Raw genomic sequence first — 23,707 nt, 5'->3', positions numbered from 1 at the left:
GTCGCCAGGCGATAACCGGGCCTGCAGCAGAATCTGCCTGAACCTTAACATATGGGAAATCGAATATTCAGTGCCGGCATTGAAAAGCCATGGTCATCTGATCCCGATCAGCCATCGGCATGCCTGTCTTTACTAGATATGCGTTTTGGCATATGTTTTTCGTCCCTGTCCTGCCTGGGAGCACGACGATGCCCGAACACCTGACGCCGCCGCTGGTCTGCAAGAGTCTGGCTGACGAAATCCGTGCGCGCATCGCCCTGTTGATCGCCCGCGAGGGCGAGCTGTGCGTGTGCGAGCTGGTCTGCGCCCTCGGCGAGAACCAGCCGAAGATTTCCCGCCACCTGGCGCAGCTGCGCAGCAGCGGCCTGCTCGCCGACCGCCGTCAGGGTCAGTGGGTGTACTACCGCCTGCATCCCGACCTGCCGGACTGGGTGCATGACCTGCTCAAGCTGATGCTCGATTCCAACCGGCATTGGCTGAGCCCGGAAACCCGCCGCCTGGCCGCGATGGGCGAGCGCCCCGCCCGCAGCGCCGCCTGCTGCTGACGGGACGAACGACGGCCCCGGCCGATGACCGGGCCCAAGGCAAACTCAAGGAAGCGCTATCGTGCAACATCCCTACGACATCCTCGGCGTGCCCGGCTGCCTTGGCCGGCTGATCTTCACCCCCTGCCCCGGCAGCAAGGACAGCAGCCTCGCCAGTGCGCTGGATACCCTGCAGGCGGCCGGCGCCGAGGCGCTGATCACCCTGATGCCGGGCGAGGAACTGCACCTGAACCAGGCTGGCGAGCTGCCGGCGCTATGCGCCGCGCGCCACCTGGAGTGGTTCCACCTGCCGGTGGCCGACGAGCAGGTGCCGCTGGACGACTTCGCCACCGCCTGGACGCAGGCGCAGGAACGCATCCGCGCGCTGCTCGACGAGGGCCGCAGCATCGCCATCCACTGCAAGGGCGGCTCCGGGCGCACCGGGCTGATCGCCGCGCGCATCCTCATCGACCGCGGGCTGCCGCGCGCCGATGCCGTCGCCCTGGTCCAGGTGCTGCGGCCCAAGGCCATCCAGCATCCGGCGCATGTCGCCTGGCTCGCCCAGTTCGACGCCGCATAAACCTCCACCGGGAAGAGAACGAGACCATGACCATCAAGGTAGGCATCAACGGCTTCGGCCGCATCGGGCGTCTGGCCCTGCGCGCGGCCTGGGGCTGGCCGGAGCTGGAGTTCGTGCAGATCAACGACCCGGCCGCCGACGCGGCGACCCACGCCCACCTGCTCAACTTCGACTCGGTGCACGGCCGCTGGCAGCATGAGGCGGGCAGCGAGGGCGACTGCATCGTCATCGAGGGCCGGCGCATCAAGGTCAGCCACAACAAGGCCATCGCCGACACCGACTGGTCGGGCTGCGATCTGGTGATCGAGGCCAGCGGCAAGATGAAGACCGTCGCCGTGCTGCAGGCCTATCTCGACCAGGGCGTCAAGCGCGTGGTGGTCAGCGCGCCGGTCAAGGAAGCCGGCGCGCTCAACATCGTCATGGGCGTCAACGACCAGCTGTTCGACCCGGCCCGCCACCGCATCGTCACCGCCGCCTCCTGCACCACCAACTGCCTGGCCCCGGTGGTCAAGGTGCTCCACGAGGCGCTGGGCATCCGCCACGGCTCGATCACCACCATCCACGACCTGACCAACACCCAGAGCCTGCTCGACCAGCCGCACACCGACCTGCGCCGCGCCCGCGCCTCGCTGATGAGCCTGATCCCGACCAGCACCGGTTCGGCCACCGCCATCGCCGAGATCTTCCCCGAGCTGCGCGGCAAGCTGAACGGCCACGCGGTGCGCGTGCCGCTGGCCAACGCCTCGCTGACCGACTGCGTGTTCGAGGTCGAGCGGGCGACCAGCGTGGAGGAGGTCAACGTCCTGCTCAAGGCCGCCGCCGACGGTCCGCTCAAGGGCATCCTCGGCTACGAGGAGCGTCCGCTGGTGTCCATCGACTACCGCACCGACCCGCGCTCGTCGATCATCGACGCGCTGTCGACCCTGGTGGTCAACGGCACCCAGGTGAAGGTCTACGCCTGGTACGACAACGAGTGGGGCTACGCCAACCGCACCGTGGAGCTGGCGCGCAAGGTCGGCCTGGCCGGCTGAGCCGCAGGCTCTCACTCCCGGCCCCTCTCCCGCAAGCGGGAGAGGGGCAAGGCAGGCCCGCAGGAGGCTCTCGGCCTCGTAGGAGCCACGTAGCCGCGTAGGGTGGAAAACGACCGCAGGTCTTTTCCGCCATGGGTGCCGGCGGGTTGCACGCGGGTGGAAAACGCTGCGCGGTTTTCCACCCGACGATTACGGCGCCGCGCCAGTGCCGGCGCCCACTCAACGACCTCATCCACCAGGTCCACCCATGCACGCTCTCACCCGACTGTCCCCCGAAATCCGCCAGTACCTGCTGGTCACCGGCAACTACTGGGCCTTCACCCTCACCGACGGCGCCCTGCGCATGCTGGTGGTGCTGCATTTCCACGGCCTGGGCTACAGCCCGCTGCAGATCGCCGCGCTGTTCCTGTTCTACGAGATCTTCAGCGTGGTCACCAACCTGGTCGGCGGCTGGCTGGGTGCCCAGCTGGGCCTCAACCGCACCATGAACATCGGCCTCGGCCTGCAGGTGGCGGCGCTGCTGATGCTCAGCGTGCCGGCGGCCATGCTCACGGTGCCCTGGGTGATGGCGGCGCAGGCGCTGTCCGGCATCGCCAAGGACCTCAACAAGATGAGCGCCAAGAGCTCGATCAAGCTGCTGGTGGCGGACGGCCAGCAGGGCACCCTGTACCAGTGGGTGGCGCTGCTGACCGGCTCGAAGAACGCGCTCAAGGGCGTCGGCTTCTTCCTCGGCGGCGCGCTGCTGGCCTGGCTCGGCTTCACCGCTGCAGTGCTGGCCATGGCCGCCGTGCTGGCGCTGATCTGGCTGGCCAGCCTGGCGACGCTGAAGAAGGATCTCGGCAAGGCGAAGAGCAAGCCGAAGTTCCGCGACCTGCTGTCGAAGAGCCGGGCGATCAACATCCTGTCCGCCGCGCGCTTGTTTTTGTTCGGCGCCCGCGACGTGTGGTTCGTGGTGGCCCTGCCGGTGTACCTGGCCAGCCGCTTCGGCTGGGACTTCTGGCAGGTCGGCGGCTTCCTCGCCGTATGGGTGATCGGCTACGGCTGCGTGCAGTCGTTCGCCCCGTACTTCACCGGCAAGCGCAGCGGCAAGCTGCCGGATGGCCGCGCCGCGTTCGTCTGGGCGCTGCTGCTGGCCGGGCTGCCGGCGGCCATCGCCCTCGGCCTGGGCCGCGAGCTGCCGGCGCAGACGGTGCTGGTCGGCGGCCTGCTGCTGTTCGGCGCGCTGTTCGCCATCAACTCGTCGCTGCACAGCTACCTGATCGTCAGCTATGCCAAGGAGGACGGCGTGTCGCTGGACGTGGGTTTCTACTACATGTCCAACGCCCTCGGCCGGCTGCTCGGCACCCTGCTGTCCGGCTGGGTGTTCCAGGCCTGGGGCCTCGAGGCCTGCCTGTGGGTGTCCAGCGCTTTCGTGCTGCTGGCCGCGCTGATTTCCATGGCCCTGCCGCGACATGCCGGGGCGACTCAGGCATCCTGAACGATAATGAGCGAAGGGATTGACCGCGCGCGCCACTGCCGGGCGTGCGGGGGAGGAGGCGGCACATGGCGCATGCGCATCACCACCACGCAGAACACCACCACCAGCATGTGCACGGGACGCCGCGCTACGATCGCGCCTTTGCCTTCGGCATCGCCCTGAACCTCGGCTTCGTGCTGGTCGAGGCCTTCTATGGCTGGCAGGTGAACTCGCTGGCCCTGCTCGCCGATGCCGGGCACAACCTCAGCGACGTCGGCGGACTGCTCCTCGCCTGGGCGGCCATGGCGGCCACCCGCCTGCGCCCCAGCGACCGGCATACCTACGGCTGGCGGCGCGGCTCGATCCTCGCCAGCTTCGTCAACGCCTCGATCCTGCTGGTGGCCATGGGCTCGCTGGGCTGGGAGTCGATCCAGCGCCTGAGCCAGCCGGCGGCGATCACCGGCGAGGTGGTGATGCTGGTGGCCGGCATTGGCGTGCTGGTCAACGCGATCACCGCCGCGTTGTTCTTCTCCGGCAGCCGCAGCGATCTCAACCTGCGTGGCGCCTTCCTGCACATGGCGGCCGATGCGCTGGTCTCGGTCGGCGTGGTGCTGGCCGGCGCGCTGTACCTGTGGCAGGGCTGGCACTGGATCGACCCCGTGGTCGGTCTGGCGATTGCCGTGGTCATCGTGCTCGGCACCTGGTCGCTGTTCCGCCAGTCGCTGCACCTGTTGTTCGACGGCGTGCCGGAGCAGGTCGACCTGCCGGCGGTGCGCCAGTATCTGCTGGCGCTGCCCGGCACCTGCGACGTGCACGACCTGCACGTGTGGGCGCTGAGCACCGCCGAGGTGGCGCTCACCGCGCACATGGCCATGGCCACGCTGCCGGACAGCGACGAATTCCTGCAGCGCATCGCCCGCGAGCTGCACGAGCATTTCGGCATCGACCATGCCACCCTGCAACTGGAGCGCGATGCCGGTTGTCCGCTGAGTTGCGCCCGTCCAGCCGCCGGCTGAGGCGCTGGATTTTAGTCACCGGGAAGAGAGGACGCAGGTATGCATCAGCCCATTCGAGTGTTGTTCCTGTGCGAGGGCAACGCCGACCGCTCGCAGATGGCCGAGGGCCTGCTGCGGGCCCGCGGCGGCGCGCGTTTCGAGGCGTACAGTGCCGGGATCGAGCCGCGGCCGCTGGATCCGCTGACGGTGAGCGTCATGCAGGAGGCCGGGATCGCCATTGCCGAGCAGCGCAGCAAGGGCCTCAACGATTACGAGGACACCCAGTTCGACTACGTGGTGATCCTCGATGACAAGCTGGACAGCAGCTGCCTGGACTTCCCGCGCGATGGCCATACGCTGCACTGGCGCGGCAGCGACCCTGCGGCGGCGACGGGGACGCCGGCCGAGCGCCAGGCGGCCTATCGCCAGGCGCGCGACGAGATCCAGCGCCAACTGGAGTCCTGGCTGGCCGGGTTGGCGGACTGACGGGCGCGGTCGTCCCGCCGCTGCTTGGCGAGTCGCCAGCGCAGCCGCGGGCTGCCCGGCCGCGCTGCGCGGCTACGCGCCCGGACTGGCGGCAGCGAGGGCGTTGTGCTTGAACACCATGGCCTTCAGCCCGGCGTCCGGATCGATGTCGGCAAACTCGGGCTGGTTTTCCAGGCGCTTCTCGAAGGTCAGGCTCGGCGCCTCGCTGGCCATGCCGTCGATCAGGAAGTCGGGACCGATGGCCGGATCGTTGATGCAGGCCAGCACCACCCCTTGCGCGGTGAGCAGGTCGGGCAGGCGGCGCAGGATCTTCTGATAGTCCTTGGTCAGGGCAAAGCTGCCCTTCTGGAACGACGGCGGGTCGATGATGATCAGGTCGTAGGGGCCGTACTTCTTCACCTTGCTCCACGACTTGAACAGCTCGTGGCCCAGGAAGCTGACCTGGCCGAGGTCCTGCTGGTTCAGCCGGTGATTGTCGCGCCCGCGGTTCAGGGCGGCCTTGGCCATGTCCAGATTGACCACCTGCTCGGCGCCACCGGCAAGCGCCGCCACCGAAAAAGCGCAGGTGTAGGCAAACAGGTTGAGCACGCGCTTGCCCGCGGCCTGCTCCCGTACCCAGCGCCGGCCATAGCGCATGTCGAGGAACAGGCCGGTATTCTGCTTCTTGCCCAGATCCAGCTTGAAGCGCAGGCCATCCTCGCTGATCAGCCAGTCGTTCACCTCATCGCCCAGCAGCCATTCCGTGCGGCTGTCCAGCTGGTAGCGGTGTTGCAGCAACAGGCTGTGCGCCTGGCTGTGCCGCCACTCGGCGGTTTGGCTCAGGGCCGTGAGCATCTGCTTGAGCATGGCCAGTTCCGCCGCCTCCGGCTCGCGGAACAGCGCCACCAGCAGCACGCCCTGCAGCCAGTCCACGGTGACATGCTCGAGCCCCGGCCAGCGCCGCCCGCGGCCGTGGAACAGGCGCCGGGTCTCGTCGGGTACGGCGCCCAGGGCGGCAATGACCTGCTGCTGCAGGGTGGCTATGGCATCGGCATTCATGGCTAGTCGTCAGTGATCGGTGATGGCGCATTTTAAGCGGTGAGTCGCGCGGCTGAGGACAAAATCCTTTCCGGCTAAGATGTGCTTTTCCGTATCCAGTGAGAGCGCCCCGTGAGCAGCACCCCCACCTATGGCGTCGGCGACGCCTCCTACCAGGCCGCCGGCGGTATCGACGGCCTGCGCCGGCTGGTCGACGACTTCTACCGGATCATGGACGAGTCGCCCGCCGCCGCCGACCTGCGGCGCATGCACCCCGAGAGTCTCGACGCCTCGCGCGACAAGCTGGCGTGCTTTCTCAGCGGCTGGCTGGGCGGGCCGAAGCTGTTCGCCGAGAAGTACGGCGCCATCGTGATCCCGTCCTTCCATGCGCAGTGGCCGATCGACGCGGCCGGCAGTACCGCCTGGCTGGACTGCATGGCCCAGGCCATCGCCCGCCAGGACTACGCCCCGGAGTTCGCCGAATACCTGCTGCGCCAGCTGCGCGTGCCCGCCGAGCGCATCGTCCAGGCCAGCCGCGCGCGCCACGGCCAGCCCTGAGCGCGCCTCAGCGCTTGAGCAGCGCGCGGATGTCCGCCAGCGCGCTGTTGCCGCGCACCGCCTTGACCTCCACCGGGGTGTCCTCCAGGCCTTCCCACTGCAGGTCTTCCCGGGGCAGCTCGTCGAGGAAGCGGCTCGGCGCGCAGTCGATCACCTCGCCGTACTGCTTGCGCTTGGCAGCGAAGGTGATGGCGAGGTTCTGCTTGGCGCGGGTGATGCCGACGTAGGCCAGGCGGCGTTCCTCCTCGACGGTGTCGGCCTCGATGCTCGAGCGGTGCGGGAGGATTTCCTCCTCCATGCCCATGATGAACACCGAGGGGAACTCCAGGCCCTTGGAGGCGTGCAGGGTCATCATCTGCACGCCCTCGGCGCCGTCTTCCTCTTCCTGCTGGCGTTCGAGCATGTCGCGCAGTACCAGCTTGGCGATGGCCTGCTCGATGGTCATGTCGCCGTCCTCGTCCTTCTCCAGGGTGTTCTTCAACGCCTCGAGGAGGAACCAGACGTTGCTCATCCGGTAGTCGGCGGCCTTGTCGGTGGAGCTGTTCTCGCGCAGCCAGTTCTCGTAGTCGATGTCGGCGATCATCCCGCGCAGGGCGGCGATCGGGTCGTCCTGCGCGCACTCGCGGCGCACCCGGTCGAGGAAGTGCTTGAAGCGCGCCAGGCGCTCGCAGTAGCGGGCGTCGAGGTGCTCGCGCAGGCCGATCTCGTCGCTGGCCTCGTACATGCTGATCTTGCGCGCGGTGGCGTAGTTGCCGAGCTTCTCCAGGGTGGCCGAGCCGATCTCGCGGCGCGGCACGTTGATCACCCGCAGGAAGGCGTTGTCGTCGTCCGGGTTGACCAGCAGGCGGAAGTAGCTCATCAGGTCCTTCACTTCCTGGCGGGCGAAGAAGCTGGTGCCGCCGGACAGGCGGTAGGGAATCTGGTGGTGCTGCAGCTTCAGCTCCATCAGCTTGGCCTGGTAGTTGCCGCGGTAGAGGATGGCGAACTCGCTGTACGGGCGGTCGGTGCGCAGGTGCTGGGTGAGGATCTCCATGGCGATGCGCTCGCACTCGGCATCCTCGTTCTTGCAGCGGATCACCCGAATCTCGTCGCCGTGACCCATCTCGCTCCACAGCTGCTTCTCGAACACGTGCGGGTTGTTGGCGATCAGCACGTTGGCGCACTTGAGGATGCGGCTGGTCGAGCGGTAGTTCTGCTCGAGCATCACCACCTTGAGGCTGGGGAAGTCGTCCTTGAGCAGCATCAGGTTTTCCGGCCGCGCGCCGCGCCAGGCGTAGATCGACTGGTCGTCGTCACCGACCACGGTGAACTGCGCGCGCTCGGTTACCAGCAGTTTCACCAAGAGGTACTGGCTGGCGTTGGTGTCCTGGTATTCGTCGACCAGCATGTAGCGCACCCGGTTGCGCCACTTCTGCAGCACCTCGGGGTGCTCCTGGAACAGCTTGACCGGCTGCAGGATCAGGTCGTCGAAGTCGACCGCGTTGTAGGCCTTGAGGGTGCGCTGGTAGTGCAGGTAGACGATGGCGGCGGTCTGCTCGCGCGGGTTGCGCGCCTGCTCCAGGGCCTGCTCGGGGAGGATCAGGTCGTTCTTCCAGGCGCCGATCAGGTTCTTGATCTCGTCGACGCCGTCGTCGCCCTGGTATTCCTTCTGCATGATGTCGGCGAGCAGCGCCTTGACGTCGCTCTCGTCGAAGATCGAGAAGCCCGGCTTGTAGCCGAGGTGGGCGTGCTCCTTGCGGATGATGTTGAGGCCGAGGTTGTGGAAGGTCGACACCGTCAGGCCGGCACCCTCCTTGCCGCGCAGCAGGTGGCCGACGCGCTCCTTCATCTCCCGCGCCGCCTTGTTGGTGAAGGTCACCGCGACTATGTGGCGGGCGGTGATGCCGCACTGCTGGATGAGGTAGGCGATCTTGCGGGTGATCACGCTGGTCTTGCCGGAACCGGCGCCGGCCAGCACCAGCAGCGGGCCGCTGATGTAGTGGACGGCTTCCTGCTGGCGGGGATTGAGTCGGGACATGCGGGCAGGGGTGTCTGGCTGCGAAGGAGGCGGCAGTTTAGCAGGCTGGTCCGGCGCGGGCAGGGGCAGGGCGACCGAGGGGCGGGCGTAGGGCGTAGGGTGGATGGCCACCCCGTGGAAAACTCGCGCAGCGATTGTCCACCGCGACGGTGTTCGATGGTGGGAACTGCCTTCGGCAGTTTCCTACCCTACGCCGGGCCTTCGCCCGGTGCGCGGTACTGCAGGGCTTCGGCCAGCTGGGCGCGCTCGATCTGCTCCCGGCCTTCGAGATCGGCGAGGGTGCGCGCCACCTTGAGCACCCGGTGCAGGGCGCGCAGCGACAGGCGCAGGCGCTCGCCGGCGCTCTCCAGCCACAGGCGGTCGGCGTCGCCCAGCGGGCAGTGCTGGCGCAGGCTGGGCAGGTCGAGGTGGGCGTTGGCGCAGCCCTGACGGTCGAGCTGGCGCTGCTGGGCGGCGGCGACCTGCTGCGCCAGAGCGGCGCTGTCCGGGCCCTCGCTGGCGGCGTGCAGGCGGGTCGGTTCGCGGCGCACCTGCAGGTGCAGGTCGATGCGGTCGAGCAGCGGCCCGGACAGCCGCGCGCGGTAGCGCTGCACCTGCTCCGGGGTGCAGCGGCAACGCTGCTCGACATCGCCGAGGTAGCCGCACGGGCAGGGGTTCATCGCCGCCACCAACTGGTAAGATGCAAGCCTTTGATGAATCACTATTCTCACCGGAAAGTTAACGCTACTACAAGCAGCTCACTTCCGGCCTTTATGACTAAAGCCTCGCCACAATCCACATGGCATATTTTATAAGTGAAAGTAGCCTGCAAAATCAAAAAGAATCAACTACGCAAATACAAAATACAGTCTAATTTATATTTCAAATTTGTCTTTGTGCGTTGTTTTCCAGGGTGAACTCTCGCAGGGAATTATTTCCTACCCTGCGAGAGTGCTTCTGCTCAAGTAAGTTTAACCCTCAGGCCATGTTGGCCAATAACCCTACGAGTTAAGAATGATTTTCTTCCTCTCAGCCTCTGGAAGATCATTAATGCAATAGTTAATGTAGAACAATGTAAATAACGCGGTATAAATTGGGTTTAACTTTAGGTCGATTTTGTGTACTTCGAGACTATAATTCTCGAGAGCCTTTTTAGCATTGAACGCCCACACGACACTGGCGACTAAACAAGCAACGCTAAGAATGGCTGCCTTGCCATAAGCTTGCGTATCAGCCATAAATCCACCGAGACCATAAGCCACAGCAATCGAAATCAAAAAACCTTCATTTGAAATTTCTCTCTTGGTTATCTTTTCAATTATAGGTGTGTATTTGTACATCCACATAAGGGAGTACACTCCAAAGCTCGCAAGGCCCAGAAAAACTTGAGTAATTGTTTTTTGATTAATAGCATCTTTAAGGTCAGATGTTTTTTCCATTGTGACGCTCTCCATGGTTTGTTGCTAGACAAAAATGTCATCTTTATTCTAAGTGAACCATAAATCAAAAACAATAGGGCGGTTATTTGCTATATAGCGCCGATCCAACAATCAACGAGGTCGGTATAGGGCAATAAGTAAATCTTGTGTTGAGACTTTTCAGTGGAATTTCTTGAAGATCCTGACGTGCCAGCTCAAAGTCCTCTTTGAAGCTCTATTAGGCTTGATCAGGGGGGTGAGGTAGAGATCAAAATAGACCGTATCTGACACCGCCCTAAACAGGTCAAGATTTGGTGCCATAAAATAGGGATTGCCATTGTGAGCACAGGTCATATAATGGAACCACCTTATTGACACTAAACCCTTTCCCATGTCCCGTACCTTCGCTTACTGCCGAGTCAGCACCATCGGCCAAACCACTGAAAACCAAGTCCAAGAGCTCAAGGCTGCTGGCTTCGACCTTCAGCGCCAGCGTGTAATCGAAGAAACAGTATCCGGCTCTGTTCCTGCGTCAGAACGCGCGGGCTTCAACAAGCTGTTGGAACGTATGGAAGCTACCGATGTGCTGGTGGTGACGAAGCTAGACCGTCTAGGACGAAATGCAATGGATGTTCGCGCCACTGTGGAGCTGTTGGCGGATCGTGGTATCAAGGTTCACTGTCTCGCCCTGGGTGGCGTTGATCTCACCAGCCCAGCAGGCAGAATGACAATGGCTGTTATTGCCTCTGTCGCTGAGTTTGAGCGTGATCTGCTGATCGAACGCACTCAGGCAGGGCTTGAGCGTGCAAAAGCATCTGGCAAGGTTCTGGGGCGTCCAGCCGCTACTAGTGAAGCAAAAGTTAAGGCATTGAGGGCTGATGGGAAGTCTCAGAGTCAGGTAGCAAAGGAACTTACAGTCAGTCTTTCCACCGTCAAACGTCTATGGAACAAATGACCACAATCCCGTGATAGCTCAAAAGATCTAGCTACTCGGCCGCCCACTCAACCGAGCAAAATCTCTACGAACCCTGCTGCCGTATTATTCCACGTTTCTTCTTCACAAGATCCCCCTTCGAATCTCTAACCTCTTGCACTCCATACAAACCTGCCTCCTCCAGAATTTTAATGACCGTGCCAGGATGGATCACACGCTCATTATGAAGTTCTTTAGAGATTGCATTTGCACTTTTAAAAATCCCCGAGAGAGCCATTTCCACAATACGATTTTTAAACTCATTAGGCGTCTGTCTGGCCAGGATTTTTGGACGTTTACTTTTCGGCGCTATTTTCCCTGCCCCCCCCTTTATCGTCTCTGCGATCAGCCCCCTCCATCGATAGAAATTTGCCCGACTTAACCCCAGACGCACGCAAGCTTCCGCAGTGTTTAGCCCCTCGTCCTCTAGCGCAACTACTTCCAGAACCAAGCGTTTCTTAACTTGAGGGGAATAGTGCTTTCTCAAAAATGTTTCTCCAGACATAAGAGGCAAAAGGCAATAATCCTTAATAAATAATCATAAAGCAACACCTTACTGGCGAACACTGAGAAATCAGACAGAACCTAACGCTATAGGCGATTTTCTGTGGGTCACACCTAATTTAACGGTAAGGACGCAAGGTGTCTCAAAGGAGGTGCCTTGGTTAAGTATTGTCTAAATTAAGTTGAGGAAGTATGGAGTACAAGTTTGATGAGCGTGTTTTTAGGGAAATCAGGCGGGGAGCGGTAGAGTTCGCCAAGGATTTAGATTTGAAGTACCTTGTAACGTTGAATTTTAATGAGTTGAGATGCAAGGGGACTGCAAACCTGATTTTAGGTAAATTCATTAAGAGGCTTAATGTAAGTATATTTGGAAAGAGATCGCAGAAGGCAATTATATGTGTTCCTTCAATCGAGCGGCACTTAGGCGGTTGCTATCATGTTCACATTGCAATTGAAGATCCAGCAAGTAGGCTTCGAGAGGGGGTGCAAAATGAATTATCTGAAGGTGAGCTGAAAGAATTAATTAGAATGACATGGGAGGGGGTTGATAGCAGAACCGCTTCACTCCGAAAATCCTGCCCGGATGACAAGAGCTGGTTTAAGAAAATTGACAATCAAGATGGAGCGTTGAGTTACATTTCGAAGCAGATTGGTTGCGCTGAGCAAGATGCTATGCAATGGGATCTTTTTAACAAGTCTGGAAGAAGGTTTTCTTTCTAAGAATGGGAGGAGCGATTGTTAATTTATTTGTCCTGTCCTGTCTGTAGTTGCGCCATATTTATGATGATTCCTCTTGGTCGCTGCCTTGACGCTCAATCGCCTTCAGGATGCATATAGCGTGGTGGAGTGAGTGCGGAATTCATACGCCCTCACTGCCATGCGAAAATAGCTCAACACTTGGTGGTTTTGATAGCTGTCTTGTGGGTTAGCCAAAGTCTGATTGACCCCAAAAAACCTGTGCTCCATCAATGTCTGGAACATTTGGAGATGAATCTAAAATTATCTCAACGACTTCAGGGTAAATAAAAAACCTTGAACTAAAACCGCTTAATTGATCGGCTAATCTATTGAATTCAATGCTTGCAATCCCCAGAATGTTATCGAGAACTCTGATTTCGCCAAGGCTGAAATCATGCTCTCTGTAAAGCTCCCTTGATAGATTTGTGAAAAACTGGCAATCGCTACCATTCTCGAACTCTGAAGTGTGCGAAGGAAAGTTTGTGTGGGAGAATGACGGAGCCATGCCAATGCCGAGGTTATCCCGAAATTCCGGCTTGCGAAACGGGGAGCTCAATTTGTTTTCTATTTGCCAAGCAATAACGTGACTTATTTTTTTATATGTGGTGAGGGGGATGTGTCTGGCACTGATCCGGACGACAAATTCCAAGTCCATATGGCTTACCTGTATTTTTGAGCTAATTTAGCAAGGGGAGTGATTTTTACTATTTTATATCAATGACATCTCGTTAATTGCTTAATGATAAACCTCCAAGGCGGAACGATTCAAGCGTTGATTTTAGTTTGATGGCGTAATCACTTTCTAAGTCGGAAAAATAATCTCCAGTGTTTAACTTTTCAGCCATATCGCGCGTTGCTTGATGTAGGATTTTCTTCAGGCGTGGGCAGTAGTTTGGATTTTGATCTAGTAGGAGTGGGATTTTGCCAAGGGATAAGATGTTAATTGCGTCAATTGCCCCGATATCTACATCGCACCCATGACCTCTGAGTTCGCGTCCAGTGCAAAAAACCAAGCCATTTATTAAGGCGATAAGGTAGCCAGGTATCAGCAAAGTTGTTATTGGGTGCTCAAGAAGCGCTATGGATAGAGTGGATGTTGCGATGTACGTAGGGATGTAGATGAATTCCACGCGAGCATCTGCAGGCATTCCATCGCTTTTGGGGGCCGCGCTCCAGCTTCCAAAGGTTGTACATTCTGGTGTTTTTTCCTGTCCTTTAATTAGTGACAAAAGATACCTTTCGAGATCATTCATGGTGTAAGTTGCACTGGGTATTTTTCTTGTTGCTAGCGCCTGCAGAATATCCAGCATGGACTCATTTGCCCTTCGCAATTCTACAGGGTCAGTGGTGGTGGAATGCTTGAATGACTTGATCATTGTCATTGGTATTCTATTTTTCCGGAGGTTGTGGTTATATTTTTAACTTCCCCTGATTCTATGCTTATCCTGTGTCTGAGAGTTGTTTTTTGCTTTATATCTAATTGGTTGATGATGAACTCTCCGCTTACCCAGTTTGCAAATATTTGCTCTTCTGTTGTTTTCTCGTAAATTCCTGATATTTCATTCAAAAAGAGACTATTGTCTTTTATTTCCCATGTTCCTACATAGCCTCTATAACATCCAGTAGAGAGGTATGAAAAGTCTCCCGTGAATTTTATTTTGGGGTTTTTGGCTAGCTTGGGGATTCTAATTAAATCGAATTTTTCGCCGTTCCAAATTATTTTTTCGCTCATTTGAGTGCACATAGGGTGTCTGCCAAGTATGGGTTAATCATAAAGATAGCTTTCTGCTAGATTGGTGTAAAGTGTAGCCTCTGTAGCACCCTCCACTGGGTGGCCAGTTCTGCTGATGGCTGCCCATGTTGTTGGCGAAAGCTCCTGATTAGGGTTCTTGTAAGTGCAGTTAATAATATAGCGCTTGTGTGATTGCGATCTTCTTATTAGCTCAAATTGTGAGCCATTAGGTTCTTTAATTATTGCGCCGTCCACCTTGATTTTGTAATCAACTCTTTTAAGAGCCTCTCTTAACATTGTTGGGTCATTAAGTAGGGTTGACCTTTTCCCCCAAATCTCCATTGCCTGATCGCTGTCTTTTTCCAGGTGCTCTATGAATTCAATAATGGAGTAAGATTCTGATGTTTCTGTCATTCCAGATTCTAGGTCAAGTATTTTTTTGTTTAGCGATTCTCTTTTCTGGTTGAGGTGTTCGAGTCGCTCAACGAACTCTGGCTGCTCTGGGAACCTTTCGAGGTTGGTTGTGATATTTTTTATTGATGCTGATATTTCTATTCTTTCTGATTTTAGTGCTTCAACTTTTTCTGCTGTATTACTGATGGCGTCTGCTACAGCAGCCATCCATAGATGGTTTGAGTAAGTTTGATTGAATGCAAATAGCAGCACCTCGTAGGGCATTGTTTTGTTATTTTCGCAGTAAGGCTTTCCGCGCTTCAAATACGTAGAGCAATTCCCGTATATTATGGTATTCCCATTGTGTAGTTTTCTTCGATAATAGTATCGAGATCCGCATTTTTCGCAGACTACAATTCCAGATAGGTCATATGTTTGCTCGGGCGACATGTTTTTAGAGCGTCTTGCTAATTCATTTTGAAGCTTATAGAAGGTGGATTTATCAATAAGCGGGTTGAACGGCTGCGTACCTTGCCATTCGCCAATCAAGGCTCTGTTTTTAAACCATCTTTTTAATGTTGATGGATGCACTGTTCTTAGGCAGGGATGGGCATCCATCAAAGTTAGCAAAATGCTTCTTGTACCATGGCCTCGCAAGTAAAGATCTATGCATGCTAAAACAGCAGATGATTCTTTTTCTCTGAGCGAGCCATCTGTGTTAAGCCAGAGCGGGGTTATTATTCTGATTTTTTGGCCGGCGCGGGCTTTGGTTAGCTTTGATCTGTATGCAGCTTTTATTCTTTTTGATAGACGATCAGAATAGTCATGTGCTTGTTGGATTTTGCCGAGAAGGATATAGAGTAGGTTTGCGTTATTTCTTGTTGTCTCTTGTGAGTACTCATTTTGGTCCTCTAGAGTGATGATTGCCACTCCTGAGTTGATTATGCTTGTGGTTAGGCTGAGCATTTCTAAAGTCTCAAGCCTTCCAAGACGATCTAGTGCCTCAATGAGAATTACATCTTTGGATTTTATTTTGTTGTTTTTAATTGCTTCTAGGATTGATCCTAGGCCATGTTTTAGGTGTTCACCGCTATACCCTGATCGCCCGTGGTCATCCGCTGATAGGGGTGATAGTGAGTACTCTGGATGGTTATCAAGCCAGTTTGAAATTAGCTCCTTCTGTCTCTCTTTAGAGGAGCCTTTAGATTGGAGTATTGAGGAGAAACGAGTGTATGAAATGGCTTGAGGCATGGCTGTGGGGCATTCTGGTCAGTGATTCATCATAAGATAGCATCTTGCTGGAAGCGTGCCGGAAAGCGCAGCTTGTCGCGGGCGCGGGCAATGACGATCTCGCCGCTCTCCAGCGGCTGGCGCAGCACCTCCAGCACGCTGCGCGAAAACTCCGGCAGCTCGTCGAGAAACAGCACGCCGTGATGGGCCAGGGTGATCTCGCCCGGTTGCGGCCGGCTGCCGCCGCCGACCAGTGCCGGGCCGGAGGCGCTGTGGTGCGGCTGGCGGAACGGCCGCGGCGGCCAGCCGGTAAGCGGCGCGAGGCCGGCCACCGAGTGGATGGCGGCGACCTCCAGTGCCTCGGCCTCGGTCAGAGGCGGCAGCAGGCCGGGCAGGCGGCTGGCCAGCAGGGTCTTGCCGGTGCCCGGCGCACCGCTGAGCAGCAGGTTGTGGCGGCCGGCGGCGGCCACCAGCAGGGCGCGCTTGGCGGCCAGTTGGCCCTGCACCTCGGCGATGTCGCCCGGCGCGGCGGCCGGCGCCGGCAGGCCGCGGGCCAGCCAGGGGGCGAGCGGGGTGTGCCCGGCGAGGTGGGCGACCACTTCGAGCAGGTGGTCGGCGGCGTACACGGTGAGGCCGGCGGCCAGGCAGGCTTCCTCGGCATTGGCGCGCGGCACCAGCAGGGCGCGCCCGGCGGCGCGGGCGGCCAGCGCCGCCGGCAGCACGCCCTTGAGCGGACGCAGGGCGCCGGACAGGGCCAGCTCGCCGAGGCACTCGAGCGGTTCGAGGCTGGCGGCGGGCAGCTGGCCGCTGGCGGCGAGCAGGCCGAGGGCGATGGCCAGGTCGAAGCGGCCGCCGTCCTTGGGCAGGTCGGCCGGCGCCAGGTTGAGGGTGATGCGCCGGTTGGGGAACTCGAAGCCGCAGCTCTGAATCGCGCTGCGCACGCGGTCCTTGCTCTCGCGCACGGCGGTTTCCGGCAGGCCGACCAGGGTCAGCGATGGCAGGCCGTTGGCCAGGTGCGCCTCGACGCTGACGGCAGGGGCGTCGAGGCCGAGCTGGGCGCGGCTGTGGACGATGGCGAGGGACATGATCGCTCCTTGATCAAGTGTCCCGCAGGAAGCGCTGCGCCTTATGCGTGCGGCGCTTCCAGGCGGGCTTCCAGTTCGGCCACCCGGGCCTCGAGGGCTTCCAGGCGGGCGCGGGTGCGGGCGAGGACCGCCATCTGCGCGTCGAATTCGTCGCGGCCGACCAGATCCAGCTTGCCGAAGGCGCTCGACAGCAGGGCCTTGAACTGGCTTTCCAGCTCGCTGCGCGGCAAGGGCGAATCGGCACCGAACAGTCGGCTGGCCTGGCTGGCGAGGAGGTCGAGGACGGCTTTGGGCGGCAGCATGGCGGTATTCCCTAAAAACAGAGGGCGCCAGTCTAGCAGAATGCATGCTCGGACCTGCGCCAGCGGGCCTGCACGCTGTGCCGGCAGGTCCGCCCATTACTGGTGCGTGGGCGGCGCGTGGCGGCGTATGGCAGCTCATTTTTTGCGCAAGCAGATGGACGGTCTGCACTGCAATGGTGCGTGTCGGCCGTGCATTTTGCCGGCAAAACCGACGATCCAGCGTAAATCACTGAAAAACAGGCATTTGTGAAAAGCTGGCAAGCTTTCTGCACGGACTGCACTGCTGGTGCCGGAGTGCCACGGCGGTGCGACGGAGGGGAAGCAGCGCAGCGCTTTTCCAGCGTTCGCCGGCCGGCCTCGAATTGCAGGCGTCGCCCTCGCGGCGGCGCGTTACAAATGCTGGATTCTGCGCTTAGACTTGTCGTGGGTTCGTTGTTCCTGGGGCAAGTTCACCATTACGGGAGAAACTTTCATGAAGCTAGTCACTGCCATCATCAAGCCGTTCAAGCTCGACGACGTGCGCGAGTCGCTGTCGGAAATCGGCGTACAGGGCATCACCGTTACCGAGGTCAAGGGCTTCGGCCGGCAGAAGGGGCACACCGAGCTGTACCGCGGTGCTGAATACGTGGTCGATTTCCTGCCGAAAGTGAAGATCGAGGTGGCGATCGCCGACGATCAGCTGGACGCGGTCATCGACGCCATCACCAAGGCGGCCAACACCGGCAAGATCGGCGACGGCAAGATCTTCGTGGTCAGCCTGGAGCAGGCGATCCGCATCCGTACCGGCGAAACCGGCACCGACGCGATCTAAACCGCGCCGCACTACCTACAACTACTCCACCGAACCCCCACGCCCCAGGAGTAACACAATGACTCTGCGCAAAATCGCAGGGCTAGGAGCCCTGTTGTCTCTCGCCAGCCCAGGCTTGGCCCTGGCTGCCGACGAAGTGACCCTCAACAGTGGCGATACCGCATGGATGCTGACGGCTACCGTGCTGGTGTTGCTGATGACCATTCCCGGCCTGGCGCTGTTCTACGGCGGCATGGTCCGCGCCAAGAACCTCCTTTCGGTGATGATGCAGTGCTTCGCCATCACCGGCCTGATCAGCGTGCTGTGGGTCGTCTACGGCTACAGCCTGGCCTTCGACACCACCGGCATGGAGCAGGGGGTCGTCAACTTCAATTCCTTCGTCGGCGGGCTGTCCAAGGCCTTCCTCAGCGGCCTGACCCCCACCAGCCTGATCGGCGCCTTCCCGGAAAGCGTGTTCATCACCTTCCAGATGACCTTCGCCATCATCACCCCGGCACTGATCGTCGGCGCCTTCGCCGAGCGCATGAAGTTCTCCGCCATGCTGATCTTCATGGCCGTGTGGTTCACCCTGGTCTACGCACCGATCGCGCACATGGTCTGGGCCGGCAACGGCGGCCTGATGTGGGACTGGGGCGTGCTCGACTTCGCCGGCGGCACCGTGGTGCACATCAACGCCGGTATCGCCGGCCTGGTGGCCTGCATCGTGCTGGGCAAGCGCAAGGGCTACCCGACCACCCACATGGCGCCGCACAACCTCGGCTACACCCTGATCGGTGCCGCCATGCTGTGGGTCGGCTGGTTCGGCTTCAACGCCGGCTCGGCGATCGCCGCCAACGGCACCGCCGGCATGGCCATGCTGGTCACCCAGATCGCCACCGCCGCCGCCGCCCTGGCCTGGATGTTCGCCGAGTGGGTCACCCACGGCAAACCCAGCGCCCTGGGCATCGCCTCCGGCGTGGTCGCCGGCCTGGTCGCGATCACCCCGGCCGCCGGTACCGCCGGCCCGATGGGCGCCCTGGTGATCGGTCTGGCCTCGGGTCTGATCTGCTTCTTCTGCGCCACCAGCCTCAAGCGCAAGCTGGGCTATGACGACTCGCTGGACGCCTTCGGCGTGCACGGCGTCGGCGGCATCGTCGGCGCCCTGCTGACCGGCGTGTTCGCCGCACCGGCCCTGGGTGGCTTCGGCACCGTGGAAGACATCGGCGCCCAGCTGTTCACCCAGTTCAAGGGCGTGGCCTTCACCGTGGTCTACACCGCCATCGTCACCTTCGTGATCCTCAAGGTGCTCGATCTGCTGATGGGCCTGCGGGTCAGCGAGGAAACCGAGAGCGTCGGCCTCGATCTCGCCGAGCACAACGAGCGCGGCTACAACCTGTAAGGACGTGGCGGGCGCCCGTGTGGGCGCCCGCGACCGAGGCGTGCAACGCGCCCTTGGCACAAGGATTTTTCCATGGACACCAATGCTCTGATCCCCCTGCACTACGCCCTCGACACCTTCTACCTGTTGATCTGCGGCGCCCTGGTGATGTGGATGGCGGCCGGCTTCGCGATGCTCGAGTCCGGTCTGGTGCGCTCGAAGAACACCACCGAGATCCTCACCAAGAACGTCATCCTCTACGGCGTGGCCTGCGTGATGTACCTGCTGGTCGGCTACCACATCATGTACTCCAGCCCGGAGGGCGGCATCCTGCCGAGCCTGGGCTGGCTGATCGGCGCCGAGCATGCGGCGGAGCTGGTCGCCGCCGGTGGCGACGACGCGCCGGCCTTCTCCAAACGGGCCGACTTCTTCTTCCAGGTGGTGTTCGTCGCCACGGCCATGTCGATCGTTTCCGGCGCGGTGGCCGAGCGCATGAAGCTGTGGGCCTTCCTCGCCTTCGCGGTGGTGATGACCGGCTTCATCTACCCGGTACAGGGTTACTGGAAATGGGGTTCGGGCTTCCTCAACCAGGCCGGCTTCCTCGACTTCGCCGGTTCCGGCGTGGTGCACCTGTGCGGCGCCACCGCGGCACTGGCCGGCGTGCTGATGCTCGGCGCGCGGCGCGGCAAGTACGGCAGCAACGGCCAGGTCAACGCCATTCCCGGCGCCAACCTGCCGCTGGCCACCCTCGGTGCGCTGATCCTGTGGTTCGGCTGGTTCGGCTTCAACGGCGGCTCGCAGCTGAAGATCAGCAGCATCGCCGACGCCAACGCCGTGGCCGCGGCGTTCCTCAACACCAACATGGCCGCCGCTGGAGGTCTGCTGGCGGCGCTGGTCGTCGCGCGCCTGCTGTTCGGCAAGGCCGACCTGACCATGGCGCTCAACGGCGCCCTGGCCGGACTGGTGTCGATCACCGCGGAGCCGGTGACCCCGGCGGCGCTGACGGCGGTGCTGATCGGCGCGGTGGGCGGCGTGCTGGTGGTGGGCGGCGTGCTGCTGCTGGACAAGCTGAAGATCGACGATCCGGTGGGCGCCATTGCGGTGCATGGCCTGGGCGGCATCTGGGGCCTGCTCGCCGTGCCGCTGAGCAACGCCAGCGGCAGCTTCACCGCCCAGCTGCTCGGCATCGTCTGCATCTTCACCTGGGTGTTCATCGCCAGCCTGATCGTCTGGGCCATCCTCAAGGCGGTCATGGGCCTGCGGGTGGATGCCGAGGACGAGTACGCCGGCGTGGACATCGCCGAGTGCGGCATGGAGGCCTATCCGGAGTTCACCCGCAAGAGCTGAGCGGCTGGCGTTGCGCAAAGTATCTGCTTGAATGCATGGGGCGCCGTCAGGCGCCCTTTGCTTTTTCTGGCGCCGCGCTAGAATGCGCGCGAATGGGCTATCAGCCTTGCCTGCCCGTGCCGCTCGGCGGCATCCGTGGCGAGCCCATCAATGCTTGCACCGGCGGCGCAGACACGCGACGCTGCCGGGCCATAACCAACCTGTTTTGCTGCACCATGGGGTTTCATCATGAGCGACGAAGATCTGGAACAAGACGAGCTGGAAGGTGCCGAGGAGGCTGAAGAGGAGCTGGGTGCCGCGCCGGATGATGACGGCGATGCGGACGACGAGGTGGCCGCTCCGGTAGTCAAGAAGGGCAAGAAGGAAGCCGAGCCGGAAGAGCTGCCATCGATCGAGGCCAAGCAGAAAGAGCGCGATGCACTGGCCCGGGCGATGGAAGAGTTCCTGGCCCGTGGCGGCAAGGTGCAGGAAGTCGAATCCAACGTGGTTGCCGATCCGCCCAAAAAGCCGGACAGCAAATACGGCAGCCGCCCCATCTGATCGCTTTCGATCGCTGGCTGGCGCAAGGGCGACCCCTCGGGGTCGCCCTTTTCATTTCTGCGGCGGCTGGCCGTTCAGCCCAAGCGCAGCGGGTAGCTGAGCAGCAGGAAGTGCAGCAGGTTGACCGCCCCATGCAGCAGCAGCGCGGCGTACAGCCGTCCGGACAGCTGCAGGACCCAGCCATAGCCCAGCCCGGCCACGCCGGCGACCAGGGCGAACGGCAGGCTGAACGGCGCATGGGCCAGGCCGAACAGCGCGGCGCCCAGGCCGATGCCGCGGGCGGCGCCGAGGCGGGCGACCAGCGCGCCCTGCAGCAGGCCGCGAAACAGCAGCTCCTCGGCCAGCGCGGTGACGGCGAGATTCACCGCCAGCCAGACGGCCAGCTCGGCCGGCCATTTCGGCTGCCAGGCCACCACGCCGAGGGCCAGCGCCAGCGCCGGCACCGCCAGCAGGGTGGCCAGCGCACAGCGCCAGGCCGGCAGCGGGCGGGCCTGCGGCGGACGCGGTCGGCGCCACCACCAGGCCAGCAGGGTGGCGCCCAGCAGCAGCTTGTCCCAGTGCAGGCGCACGACGTAGGGCGCCGCATCCGCGCTGATCGTCCGCGCCTCGCTCAGCGGCAGCGGGGTGAAGCCGGGCAGCAGGTGGCCGGCCAGCGCCAGGCCGGCGCCCAGGGTGACGCCCAGCCACAGGCCGTAGCGCAGGCAGGACTGGCCATGCAGTACCCAGAGGACGAACAGCGCGCCGAGCAGCAGCCCCGGCAGCTGGACGCCGCCGGCGAGCAGTCCGACGAGCAGCGTCAGCGCCGGCAGCAGGAGGGGGTACCGACCGGCGCGCGTTACTGCGCCGGGTGTCTGGCTGGCGGCGGCGCGCATTCCGCGGTCAGTGGCCGCGCTGCCAGCGCGCCAGCAGGGCCGGCAGCTCGGCCAGGTTGGCGACCTGCGCGTCCGGCGCCCGGGCGCCGCTCCACGGCTTGCCCTGCGGATTGACCCACACGGCGCGTATGCCGGCGGCCTGGGCGCCGTGGATGTCGTCATCCGGATGGTCGCCGATGTGCACGGCCTGTGCCGCCTCGACGCCAGCGTGGGCGAGCACGGCCTGGAAGGCGCGCGGGTCGGGCTTGCTCACGCCGAGCTGCTCGGCCGTGAAGGCAAAGCGGAAGTAGCCGGCGATGCCGATGCGCTGCACGTCGGCGTTGCCATTGGTCAGTACGCCCAGGCTGAACTGCCCGGCCAGGCGCTCCAGGGTCGGGCGCACCTCGGGAAACAGGGCCACCTGCTGGCGCGCGGCGAGGAAGTGCGCGAAGGCCGCCGCGGCCAGCTGCGCGGCCTGCGCATCGGCATAGCCGGCCTGCTGCAAGCTGCGCTGCAGCGCCCGCTGGCGCAGTTCGCTGATGCGTCCCTTGAGCGCCGGCTCCTGCTCCAGCAGCCACTGGCGATTGCTGCGGTATCGGCTGCCCGCCTGGTCGTCCAGGCGCGGCGCGTACTCCGCCAGCCAGCGTTGCAGCGCGGCTTCGGCCGCCTGCAGCACCGGCGGGGCATCCCACAGGGTGTCGTCGAGGTCGAAGGTGATCAGGCGCAGGGTCACGGGGCGTCTCCGCTGGGATGGGCTTGACCGAGTGGTCCGGTCAACGGGGTCATTCTACCGTCGGATCGTCGTCCGCGGCGTTGGCAGCGGGTGCGGCGGCAGGACGCCGGTGCGCGCGCGGGTGGGCCTGGTCGTAGACCTTGGCCAGGTGCTGGAAGTCCAGGTGGGTGTAGATCTGCGTGGTGCCGATGTCGGCATGGCCGAGCAGCTCCTGCACCGCTCGCAGGTCCTGGGACGATTCGAGCAGATGGCTGGCGAAGCTGTGGCGCAGCATGTGCGGGTGCAGGTGCTGGCCCAGCTCGCGCACGCCGGCCTGGCGCACGCGCAGCTGGATCGCCCGCGGGCTCAGGCGCTGGCCGCGCTGGCCGATGAACAGCGCCTGGTCGACGGCCACGCCCTGGCGCAGCACCAGCCAGGCCTGCAGCGCCGCGCGCGCCTTGCGGCCGACCGGCAGCTCGCGCACCTTGCTGCCCTTGCCGAGCACCCGCACCAGGCCGGCGGCGAGATCCAGCTGCGGCAGGTCCAGTCCGGTCAGCTCGGACAGGCGCAGGCCGGAGGAATAGAACAGTTCGAGCATGGCCTGGTCGCGGCAGGCGAGGAAGTCGCCCGTCGTCGCGCCCTCCAGCAGCTGCTGGGCGCGGTCGGTGTCGAGCAGCTTCGGCAGGCGCTGCTCGCCCTTGGGCGGACGCAGGCCGGCGCTGGGATCGTGCTGGCAATGACCTTCGCGGATCAGGTAGCGGTACAGCCCGCGCACCGCGGAGAGGAAGCGCGCCAGGCTGGACGGCGCCAGGCCCTGGCGGTGCAGGCTGGCGAGCAGGCGGCGCAGCTGGCGGCCGTCCAGCTGTGCCCAGCGCTGCAGGCCGGCCTCGTGCAACAGGGCGAGCAGCTTGTCGAGGTCGCGGCGGTAGCCGGCGAGGCTGTGCGCCGACAGCTGGCGCTCGCTGCGCAGATGTTCGAGGTAGGCGTCCAGTTCGCTTTGCATGGGAGACTCCCGTGGCGCGCGTGATTCTGGCAGGGGCGCGGTGCGTCCCGGGCGGCGCTCCCACGCAG

At 61.8% G+C, this 23,707-nt stretch carries 25 protein-coding genes and 2 pseudogenes; 13 read left to right on the top strand and 14 right to left on the bottom strand.

Annotation, left to right across the window (positions count from 1 at the left end; all coding sequences use genetic code 11):
• Window positions 1–188: 188 nt before the first annotated feature.
• From KRX52_RS03540 to KRX52_RS03515, 6 genes are all read left to right on the top strand, one after another.
• The gene (locus KRX52_RS03540) at window positions 189–545 is read left to right on the top strand and encodes a metalloregulator ArsR/SmtB family transcription factor (RefSeq protein ID WP_217679781.1); all 357 of its coding nucleotides are present in this window, start codon (window positions 189–191) and stop codon (window positions 543–545) included.
• Window positions 546–606: 61 nt separating this feature from the next.
• Window positions 607–1,104, top strand: a complete 498-nt coding sequence (locus tag KRX52_RS03535) for a phosphatase domain-containing putative toxin (RefSeq protein WP_217679780.1) — start codon at window positions 607–609, stop codon at window positions 1,102–1,104.
• A gap of 26 nt (window positions 1,105–1,130) precedes the next feature.
• Window positions 1,131–2,135: an ArsJ-associated glyceraldehyde-3-phosphate dehydrogenase gene (locus KRX52_RS03530; RefSeq protein ID WP_217679779.1), complete on the top strand. Its 1,005-nt coding sequence runs from the start codon at window positions 1,131–1,133 to the stop codon at window positions 2,133–2,135.
• A 247-nt stretch (window positions 2,136–2,382) separates the two neighbouring features.
• Window positions 2,383–3,612, top strand: coding sequence for an organoarsenical effux MFS transporter ArsJ (gene arsJ, locus KRX52_RS03525; protein WP_217679778.1), 1,230 nt, complete (start codon window positions 2,383–2,385; stop codon window positions 3,610–3,612).
• A gap of 65 nt (window positions 3,613–3,677) precedes the next feature.
• Entirely contained in the window at window positions 3,678–4,607 is a 930-nt protein-coding gene (locus KRX52_RS03520) for a cation diffusion facilitator family transporter (RefSeq protein ID WP_217679777.1), read from the top strand.
• Window positions 4,608–4,646: 39 nt separating this feature from the next.
• Complete coding sequence (locus KRX52_RS03515; protein ID WP_217679776.1) at window positions 4,647–5,072, top strand: arsenate reductase ArsC; 426 nt, start codon at window positions 4,647–4,649, stop codon at window positions 5,070–5,072.
• Between the two features lie 72 nt (window positions 5,073–5,144).
• On the opposite strand, the gene KRX52_RS03510 is transcribed toward KRX52_RS03515, so the two are convergent.
• Window positions 5,145–6,110, bottom strand: coding sequence for a class I SAM-dependent methyltransferase (locus KRX52_RS03510; RefSeq protein WP_217679775.1), 966 nt, complete (start codon window positions 6,108–6,110; stop codon window positions 5,145–5,147).
• Between the two features lie 111 nt (window positions 6,111–6,221).
• Between KRX52_RS03510 and KRX52_RS03505 the strand changes: the two genes are divergently transcribed.
• Window positions 6,222–6,647 (top strand): group II truncated hemoglobin, encoded by a 426-nt coding sequence (locus KRX52_RS03505; RefSeq protein ID WP_217679774.1) that lies wholly within the window; start codon window positions 6,222–6,224, stop codon window positions 6,645–6,647.
• 7 nt (window positions 6,648–6,654) lie between these two features.
• Here KRX52_RS03505 and rep read toward each other — a convergent pair whose 3' ends face one another.
• The 3 genes and pseudogenes from rep to KRX52_RS03490 form a co-directional block, all read right to left on the bottom strand.
• Window positions 6,655–8,664: a DNA helicase Rep gene (gene rep / locus KRX52_RS03500; protein WP_217679773.1), complete on the bottom strand. Its 2,010-nt coding sequence runs from the start codon at window positions 8,662–8,664 to the stop codon at window positions 6,655–6,657.
• Window positions 8,665–8,852: 188 nt separating this feature from the next.
• A pseudogene (locus KRX52_RS03495) lies at window positions 8,853–9,347 on the bottom strand (magnesium chelatase subunit ChlI family protein); the annotation flags it as partial.
• Between the two features lie 297 nt (window positions 9,348–9,644).
• Window positions 9,645–10,082, bottom strand: coding sequence for a DUF4234 domain-containing protein (locus KRX52_RS03490; RefSeq protein WP_217679771.1), 438 nt, complete (start codon window positions 10,080–10,082; stop codon window positions 9,645–9,647).
• A gap of 370 nt (window positions 10,083–10,452) precedes the next feature.
• Between KRX52_RS03490 and KRX52_RS03485 the strand changes: the two genes are divergently transcribed.
• Entirely contained in the window at window positions 10,453–11,016 is a 564-nt protein-coding gene (locus KRX52_RS03485; RefSeq protein WP_217679770.1) for a recombinase family protein, read from the top strand.
• 64 nt (window positions 11,017–11,080) lie between these two features.
• On the opposite strand, the gene KRX52_RS03480 is transcribed toward KRX52_RS03485, so the two are convergent.
• Complete coding sequence (locus KRX52_RS03480; RefSeq protein WP_217679769.1) at window positions 11,081–11,521, bottom strand: transposase; 441 nt, start codon at window positions 11,519–11,521, stop codon at window positions 11,081–11,083.
• A gap of 209 nt (window positions 11,522–11,730) precedes the next feature.
• On the opposite strand from KRX52_RS03480, the gene KRX52_RS03475 reads away from it, so the two are divergent.
• A complete protein-coding gene (locus tag KRX52_RS03475; protein WP_217679768.1) occupies window positions 11,731–12,258 on the top strand; it encodes a hypothetical protein in 528 nt (175 codons plus the stop codon).
• Window positions 12,259–12,463: 205 nt separating this feature from the next.
• Here KRX52_RS03475 and KRX52_RS03470 read toward each other — a convergent pair whose 3' ends face one another.
• The 6 genes and pseudogenes from KRX52_RS03470 to KRX52_RS03445 all read right to left on the bottom strand — a co-directional run bounded on the left by KRX52_RS03470 (window position 12,464) and on the right by KRX52_RS03445 (window position 17,018).
• The gene (locus KRX52_RS03470) at window positions 12,464–12,931 is read right to left on the bottom strand and encodes a hypothetical protein (RefSeq protein WP_217679767.1); all 468 of its coding nucleotides are present in this window, start codon (window positions 12,929–12,931) and stop codon (window positions 12,464–12,466) included.
• Window positions 12,932–13,004: 73 nt separating this feature from the next.
• Window positions 13,005–13,658 carry a hypothetical protein gene (locus KRX52_RS03465; RefSeq protein WP_217679766.1) on the bottom strand — a complete coding sequence of 218 codons (654 nt, stop codon included), beginning with the start codon at window positions 13,656–13,658 and terminating at the stop codon, window positions 13,005–13,007.
• Window positions 13,655–14,008: a hypothetical protein gene (locus KRX52_RS03460; protein WP_217679765.1), complete on the bottom strand. Its 354-nt coding sequence runs from the start codon at window positions 14,006–14,008 to the stop codon at window positions 13,655–13,657. The genes KRX52_RS03465 and KRX52_RS03460 overlap by 4 nt, the downstream gene beginning before the upstream one ends.
• 33 nt (window positions 14,009–14,041) lie before the next feature.
• The gene (locus KRX52_RS03455) at window positions 14,042–15,652 is read right to left on the bottom strand and encodes a recombinase family protein (RefSeq protein ID WP_217679764.1); all 1,611 of its coding nucleotides are present in this window, start codon (window positions 15,650–15,652) and stop codon (window positions 14,042–14,044) included.
• 47 nt (window positions 15,653–15,699) lie between these two features.
• Window positions 15,700–16,716, bottom strand: a pseudogene (locus KRX52_RS03450) (YifB family Mg chelatase-like AAA ATPase); the annotation flags it as partial.
• Between the two features lie 41 nt (window positions 16,717–16,757).
• Window positions 16,758–17,018, bottom strand: coding sequence for an accessory factor UbiK family protein (locus KRX52_RS03445; RefSeq protein ID WP_217679763.1), 261 nt, complete (start codon window positions 17,016–17,018; stop codon window positions 16,758–16,760).
• Window positions 17,019–17,490: 472 nt separating this feature from the next.
• Here KRX52_RS03445 and glnK point away from each other — a divergent pair, with 472 nt between their 5' ends.
• The 4 genes from glnK to sutA all read left to right on the top strand — a co-directional run bounded on the left by glnK (window position 17,491) and on the right by sutA (window position 21,073).
• Window positions 17,491–17,829, top strand: a complete 339-nt coding sequence (glnK, locus tag KRX52_RS03440) for a P-II family nitrogen regulator (RefSeq protein ID WP_217679762.1) — start codon at window positions 17,491–17,493, stop codon at window positions 17,827–17,829.
• 58 nt (window positions 17,830–17,887) lie between these two features.
• Entirely contained in the window at window positions 17,888–19,207 is a 1,320-nt protein-coding gene (locus tag KRX52_RS03435) for an ammonium transporter (protein WP_217679761.1), read from the top strand.
• 72 nt (window positions 19,208–19,279) lie between these two features.
• On the top strand, window positions 19,280–20,533 hold the full coding sequence (locus tag KRX52_RS03430; protein ID WP_217679760.1) for an ammonium transporter: 1,254 nt from the start codon (window positions 19,280–19,282) through the stop codon (window positions 20,531–20,533).
• A 228-nt stretch (window positions 20,534–20,761) separates the two neighbouring features.
• The gene (gene sutA / locus KRX52_RS03425; protein WP_217679759.1) at window positions 20,762–21,073 is read left to right on the top strand and encodes a dormancy-specific transcriptional regulator SutA; all 312 of its coding nucleotides are present in this window, start codon (window positions 20,762–20,764) and stop codon (window positions 21,071–21,073) included.
• A gap of 74 nt (window positions 21,074–21,147) precedes the next feature.
• On the opposite strand, the gene KRX52_RS03420 is transcribed toward sutA, so the two are convergent.
• From KRX52_RS03420 to xerC, 3 genes are read right to left on the bottom strand one after another with little or no spacing between them, the layout of a single operon-like run.
• A complete protein-coding gene (locus tag KRX52_RS03420) occupies window positions 21,148–21,945 on the bottom strand; it encodes a CPBP family intramembrane glutamic endopeptidase (protein WP_217679758.1) in 798 nt (265 codons plus the stop codon).
• Between the two features lie 7 nt (window positions 21,946–21,952).
• On the bottom strand, window positions 21,953–22,657 hold the full coding sequence (locus tag KRX52_RS03415) for an HAD family hydrolase (protein WP_217679757.1): 705 nt from the start codon (window positions 22,655–22,657) through the stop codon (window positions 21,953–21,955).
• A gap of 49 nt (window positions 22,658–22,706) precedes the next feature.
• Window positions 22,707–23,639 carry a tyrosine recombinase XerC gene (xerC, locus tag KRX52_RS03410; protein ID WP_217679756.1) on the bottom strand — a complete coding sequence of 311 codons (933 nt, stop codon included), beginning with the start codon at window positions 23,637–23,639 and terminating at the stop codon, window positions 22,707–22,709.
• Window positions 23,640–23,707 lie beyond the last annotated feature (68 nt).

Source organism: Geopseudomonas aromaticivorans (assembly GCF_019097855.1).
Classification (GTDB): Bacteria; Pseudomonadota; Gammaproteobacteria; order Pseudomonadales; family Pseudomonadaceae; genus Geopseudomonas; species Geopseudomonas aromaticivorans.
This window is presented reverse-complemented; position numbering and strand designations above follow the sequence as displayed.

What these genes read in the sequence shown, in the direction of transcription:
- KRX52_RS03540 (WP_217679781.1), top strand. Translation starts at nt 189, where the DNA reads ATGCCCGAACACCTGACGCCGCCGCTGGTCTGCAAGAGTCTGGCTGAC.
- KRX52_RS03530 (WP_217679779.1), top strand. Translation starts at nt 1,131, where the DNA reads ATGACCATCAAGGTAGGCATCAACGGCTTCGGCCGCATCGGGCGTCTG.
- arsJ (WP_217679778.1), top strand. Translation starts at nt 2,383, where the DNA reads ATGCACGCTCTCACCCGACTGTCCCCCGAAATCCGCCAGTACCTGCTG.
- KRX52_RS03520 (WP_217679777.1), top strand. Translation starts at nt 3,678, where the DNA reads ATGGCGCATGCGCATCACCACCACGCAGAACACCACCACCAGCATGTG.
- KRX52_RS03515 (WP_217679776.1), top strand. Translation starts at nt 4,647, where the DNA reads ATGCATCAGCCCATTCGAGTGTTGTTCCTGTGCGAGGGCAACGCCGAC.
- KRX52_RS03510 (WP_217679775.1), bottom strand. Translation starts at nt 6,110, where the DNA reads ATGAATGCCGATGCCATAGCCACCCTGCAGCAGCAGGTCATTGCCGCC.
- rep (WP_217679773.1), bottom strand. Translation starts at nt 8,664, where the DNA reads ATGTCCCGACTCAATCCCCGCCAGCAGGAAGCCGTCCACTACATCAGC.
- KRX52_RS03490 (WP_217679771.1), bottom strand. Translation starts at nt 10,082, where the DNA reads ATGGAAAAAACATCTGACCTTAAAGATGCTATTAATCAAAAAACAATT.
- KRX52_RS03485 (WP_217679770.1), top strand. Translation starts at nt 10,453, where the DNA reads ATGTCCCGTACCTTCGCTTACTGCCGAGTCAGCACCATCGGCCAAACC.
- KRX52_RS03475 (WP_217679768.1), top strand. Translation starts at nt 11,731, where the DNA reads ATGGAGTACAAGTTTGATGAGCGTGTTTTTAGGGAAATCAGGCGGGGA.
- KRX52_RS03470 (WP_217679767.1), bottom strand. Translation starts at nt 12,931, where the DNA reads ATGGACTTGGAATTTGTCGTCCGGATCAGTGCCAGACACATCCCCCTC.
- KRX52_RS03465 (WP_217679766.1), bottom strand. Translation starts at nt 13,658, where the DNA reads ATGACAATGATCAAGTCATTCAAGCATTCCACCACCACTGACCCTGTA.
- KRX52_RS03460 (WP_217679765.1), bottom strand. Translation starts at nt 14,008, where the DNA reads ATGAGCGAAAAAATAATTTGGAACGGCGAAAAATTCGATTTAATTAGA.
- KRX52_RS03455 (WP_217679764.1), bottom strand. Translation starts at nt 15,652, where the DNA reads ATGCCTCAAGCCATTTCATACACTCGTTTCTCCTCAATACTCCAATCT.
- KRX52_RS03445 (WP_217679763.1), bottom strand. Translation starts at nt 17,018, where the DNA reads ATGCTGCCGCCCAAAGCCGTCCTCGACCTCCTCGCCAGCCAGGCCAGC.
- glnK (WP_217679762.1), top strand. Translation starts at nt 17,491, where the DNA reads ATGAAGCTAGTCACTGCCATCATCAAGCCGTTCAAGCTCGACGACGTG.
- KRX52_RS03435 (WP_217679761.1), top strand. Translation starts at nt 17,888, where the DNA reads ATGACTCTGCGCAAAATCGCAGGGCTAGGAGCCCTGTTGTCTCTCGCC.
- KRX52_RS03430 (WP_217679760.1), top strand. Translation starts at nt 19,280, where the DNA reads ATGGACACCAATGCTCTGATCCCCCTGCACTACGCCCTCGACACCTTC.
- sutA (WP_217679759.1), top strand. Translation starts at nt 20,762, where the DNA reads ATGAGCGACGAAGATCTGGAACAAGACGAGCTGGAAGGTGCCGAGGAG.
- KRX52_RS03420 (WP_217679758.1), bottom strand. Translation starts at nt 21,945, where the DNA reads ATGCGCGCCGCCGCCAGCCAGACACCCGGCGCAGTAACGCGCGCCGGT.
- xerC (WP_217679756.1), bottom strand. Translation starts at nt 23,639, where the DNA reads ATGCAAAGCGAACTGGACGCCTACCTCGAACATCTGCGCAGCGAGCGC.